7 protein-coding genes are annotated in these 4,196 nt (G+C 28.4%); all 7 read left to right on the forward strand.

Translation table 11 applies throughout. The features are described from left to right. Positions 1-380, forward strand: a 380-nt coding sequence (lepB, locus tag HHX25_RS21010) for a signal peptidase I (RefSeq protein ID WP_169674778.1), incomplete at its 5' end; no start/stop codon positions are given. 54 nt (positions 381-434) lie between these two features. Continuing rightward, entirely contained in the window at positions 435-680 is a 246-nt protein-coding gene (locus HHX25_RS21015) for a hypothetical protein (RefSeq protein WP_169677383.1), read from the forward strand. Between the two features lie 650 nt (positions 681-1,330). Further along, the gene (locus HHX25_RS21020; protein ID WP_169677384.1) at positions 1,331-1,570 is read left to right on the forward strand and encodes a hypothetical protein; all 240 of its coding nucleotides are present in this window, start codon (positions 1,331-1,333) and stop codon (positions 1,568-1,570) included. Between the two features lie 214 nt (positions 1,571-1,784). Next, complete coding sequence (locus tag HHX25_RS21025) at positions 1,785-2,846, forward strand: BF3164 family lipoprotein (protein WP_169677385.1); 1,062 nt, start codon at positions 1,785-1,787, stop codon at positions 2,844-2,846. Next, positions 2,843-3,304, forward strand: coding sequence for a hypothetical protein (locus HHX25_RS21030; protein WP_169677386.1), 462 nt, complete (start codon positions 2,843-2,845; stop codon positions 3,302-3,304). The genes HHX25_RS21025 and HHX25_RS21030 overlap by 4 nt, the downstream gene beginning before the upstream one ends. A gap of 314 nt (positions 3,305-3,618) precedes the next feature. Continuing rightward, positions 3,619-3,948, forward strand: a complete 330-nt coding sequence (gene lepB / locus HHX25_RS21035) for a signal peptidase I (protein WP_169677387.1) — start codon at positions 3,619-3,621, stop codon at positions 3,946-3,948. Between the two features lie 54 nt (positions 3,949-4,002). Next, on the forward strand, positions 4,003-4,196 hold a 194-nt coding region (locus tag HHX25_RS21040), incomplete at its 3' end, for a hypothetical protein (protein WP_169676306.1).

Raw genomic sequence — 4,196 nt, forward strand, 5'->3', positions numbered from 1 at the left:
AAAAAAAACTATTTGCAAAATTACCTGATAAAAAATGGACATTTGATAATATGGGGCCTTTTGTTGTACCCGAAAAAGGGATGAAAATAGAATTAAGTCCAGAAACGTTTTCATTATACGAACGGGCAATAAATAGTTCCGAAAATTCCAAAATTAAGGAGATTAACGGGGTGTATTATATAAATAATAAAAAATCAACGAGTTATACCTTTAACCAGGATTATTATTTTATGATGGGAGACAACAGAAAAAGTAGCGAAGATTCCCGCAGGTGGGGTTTTGTACCAGAGTCAAATATTATAGGCAAGGTACAATGTGTTTTATTTTCAAATTATCAAGACAGGTTTAGGTGGGACCGTTTATTTAAAAGTGTCAATTGATTAAATTAACGTTATAAAAAGCATAGTAAATAATAATTTTATACAAATGGTTATATGAACTTTAAGCTTTCTACATTCTCTACGCTTATTGCGTTCATATGTCTATCCATTGTTGGAGCCTGTCTTATTCCCCTAATTAGTGTACAATTGGCTCCAACTAAAACCTTGCCGTCAATACATGTAAATTACAGTTGGAGAGATGCTTCTGCCAAAGTTATCGAGCAGGAAGTGACCTCAAAACTGGAAGGGGTTTACTATATTAACTTTATTCTACTACCAGTAGCTATAATTAAGGTATAGCAGATTAGTTTAGATATGTATTTATTTCAAAATAAAGAATAATAGATATTGATCTATAGTTTTAATGATGAATTAATTTATATACATAAGTTTTCTTAAATAATCATAAAAGGAGTATGTTTCTTTTTGGTTTTGTATTGATTTAAGGAGTTATTATGGGAAAATAACCTCCATAGCTAAAAATATGTACAGTTTTATTCCAAAGAACAATTAGTACTCTAATTAGAACAATTTGAACCCTATAGGTGCCTTGTGAGAATATACTTTTAAATAATGAAAGGCTTGGTTTTAAAACCAGAAACATATTAACCTACTTTTAATGTTTAAGGTTGTTAGGATCTTAAAATAATTTATGTTTTAAAATAGTAAAGCACCAATATTTATTCTTGCTTATATATGTAATTTGTAATATGGTATGAAACAGATTAATATATGAAAAAAACTTTGAGCATTTAATAAAAGAAAAAAATATAATCACATATTGTTTAACTAAAAAATAAACCCAAGTAAATACCCAGAGGAAGTCTTTAAATTTTTATTGACTAAATAATTGTTACGCATAACAATTATTTAATACTCTACAAAAGTAGTATTTCTCTAAAGACTTTTGTGAAAATAAATATTTATTTAACAATTTAAATTTAATAAAAATGAAAAAAATAATTGGAATAATAGGTACTGTAGCTATAGCAATAGCAATGTTTTTTAGTGCGAATACGATAAACAGTTCAAATGGAAATTTAGATTTAGCTAGTTTGTTAGAAGTAAATACTGCTAATGCTGAGTGTGATTGGAGTACCTGCGATAATTATTGTTATTCTGGTAATCAATGTTTTCTTTGGTGTAACGGATGGTATATTCCTTGTTTTGGTTATTCAAATACACAATAGACTTTAGAAATAAAAATAGGCACCATAAGACTATGTTCTTGGGGTGCTTTTTTAAAAACTAAATTTATAAAACATCAATTTTTGTCTAAAATTATTACAATATTTAGTGTTGAAAATTAAATTAGGCAATGCTTTTTTTAAGTGGAAATAGATAAAGGTGGTCTGTTTTAAATTGAATTAAAAATTTAAGTTTGTTTAATTATAAAGCTTTAATATGAAATTGAAAGTAATATATTCTCTATTTGTTGGAGTAATATTTTTGCAGTCCTGTAAAAAAACATATTCAGGTTTGGAGCCTGATTTTAAAATTAATTCTTTCCCTAAACACCATGTTCTAAATAATGGTAAGTATTTAATAAATGACAGCTTATTGCTAGGAAATTCAAGATGGATAAGGTACCATCCCGATTCATTTTTGATAGTCCAAGAATTAGGTAGTAGTAAAATGTTGAAAATAATAGATTTAAAGACAGGCAAAATTCAGGAAATTATAGACAAAGGAAGAGGACCTAATGAAATGATTACTGCTTGGGGAATTAATATTGTAGATAAAAATATTTGGGTTTATGGAGGACAATTAAAAAAAATGTTAAAATTGTCTTATGATGAAGAACGTCAATTTTACATCTCTGATAATTTATCTTTAGATGACCGAACCTGTATGACAGGTTATGCGCATAATGATAGTACTATTGTAGGCTTATGCCTGCCTGATACAAATAGATTGACTATTTATGATAGAAATAAGAACGTTAATAAAATAGGAAAGTTTCCTTTAATCTATTCAAGCAATCAAGTAGAACCAAATAATAATGTTTTTACCTCCTTTATAGCAGGTGGACCTAATAATAAAGTTGTTTTGGCCTGTACCAAAACAGATATTTTAGAAATATATGATATAAATAAGGGTTTAGAGAAACGGCTTCATGGACCTAAAGGTATTAAAATTGAGGCGGAAGCTGTAGGTATTGGAATGGGCACAATAACGAAAACTACGCCTCCTTTTAGGGCTTTTTATAATGTTGTAGCGAATGCGCATGAGTTCTGTGTTGGTTACACTGGGTATGAAACTATTGAAGGAGTAAAACGCACTATAGAGGATAGTTTTCCAAAACGTATTTTTTGTTTTTCCTGGGATGGTGAACCAAAAAGAGAATATATCTTTGATATACCAATATTATCCTTTGATTTTGATTGGAAAAATAAAAAGATATATGCGCTTACTATTACCCCTGAAGCTAAAATTATTATATATGATATAAACGAGAAAATGTGAGAAATATTTATAAAATGTTAATCTTGCTTTCTTTTGCCGCATGTAATGAGAAAGTAGAACTAGAAAAACTTTCAGTTTCAGAGAATTTAAAAAGAGAAATAAATAATGCTTCAAATGAATTAGGTATTATTTGCTACTTTCAAGGAGATTGCTCTATATGTTATGGGAATATAATGAATATTAATAAAAATTTCTCAGATACCCCCCTTATTATAATAACACAAGCAACAGATACTGTTTTAATAAATTACAATCTAGATAAAATAGACTTTAAAGGAAAATTGATTATAGATTCCACAGCGCTTTTTTATAAGAAAAATGAAAATATACTAAAGGATAATAAGCTATTATTGGTAAATCCTAATTATGACATACTGGATAAGTCAAAGTTTCTTATGGATAATGAGATAATAGAAAAATTTAAATATACAATAATTAATTATGATAAAGAACAATGAATTTAATAATGGCAGTAGAATTAACTTACGCTTATTACAAGTCGAAATTAACAGATGAGCAAAAGAACAATCTAACTAAAGAAACAGTTAAAAGATATTTCAGAAGAACAAGAGATATTAAAAATATGATGAGTATCTTCTCCTAGAGCGACAATTAAAATTTAGTTTTATAAATGAATCCATTTATGTTATTTATTGAGTGAAGGCAATAAAATATTTTTTATAAATAACCCAATTTTACTAAAACAATGAGCTTTCAATATTAAAAAAAACTATTTGCAAAATTACCTGATAAAAAATGGACATTTGATAATATGGGGCCTTTTGTTGTACCCGAAAAAGGGATGAAAATAGAATTAAGTCCAGAAACGTTTTCATTATACGAACGGGCAATAAATAGTTCCGAAAATTCCAAAATTAAGGAGATTAACGGGGTGTATTATATAAATAATAAAAAATCAACGAGTTATACCTTTAACCAGGATTATTATTTTATGATGGGAGACAACAGAAAAAGTAGCGAAGATTCCCGCAGGTGGGGTTTTGTACCAGAGTCAAATATTATAGGCAAGGTACAATGTGTTTTATTTTCAAATTATCAAGACAGGTTTAGGTGGGACCGTTTATTTAAAAGTGTCAATTGATTAAATTAACGTTATAAAAAGCATAGTAAATAATAATTTTATACAAATGGTTATATGAACTTTAAGCTTTCTACATTCTCTACGCTTATTGCGTTCATATGTCTATCCATTGTTGGAGCCTGTCTTATTCCCCTAATTAGTGTACAATTGGCTCCAACTAAAACCTTGCCGTCAATACATGTAAATTACAGTTGGAGAGATGCTTCTGCCAAAGTTATCGAGCAGGAAGTGACCTCAAAACTGGAAGG

It is taken from the genome of Flavivirga algicola, from assembly GCF_012910715.1.
Classification (GTDB): Bacteria; Bacteroidota; Bacteroidia; order Flavobacteriales; family Flavobacteriaceae; genus Flavivirga; species Flavivirga algicola.

Excerpts from the sequence above, each read along its gene's own strand:
- HHX25_RS21020 (WP_169677384.1), top strand. The coding sequence starts at position 1,331 with ATGAAAAAAATAATTGGAATAATAGGTACTGTAGCTATAGCAATAGCA.
- HHX25_RS21025 (WP_169677385.1), top strand. The coding sequence starts at position 1,785 with ATGAAATTGAAAGTAATATATTCTCTATTTGTTGGAGTAATATTTTTG.
- lepB (WP_169677387.1), top strand. The coding sequence starts at position 3,619 with ATGGGGCCTTTTGTTGTACCCGAAAAAGGGATGAAAATAGAATTAAGT.
- HHX25_RS21015 (WP_169677383.1), top strand. The coding sequence starts at position 435 with ATGAACTTTAAGCTTTCTACATTCTCTACGCTTATTGCGTTCATATGT.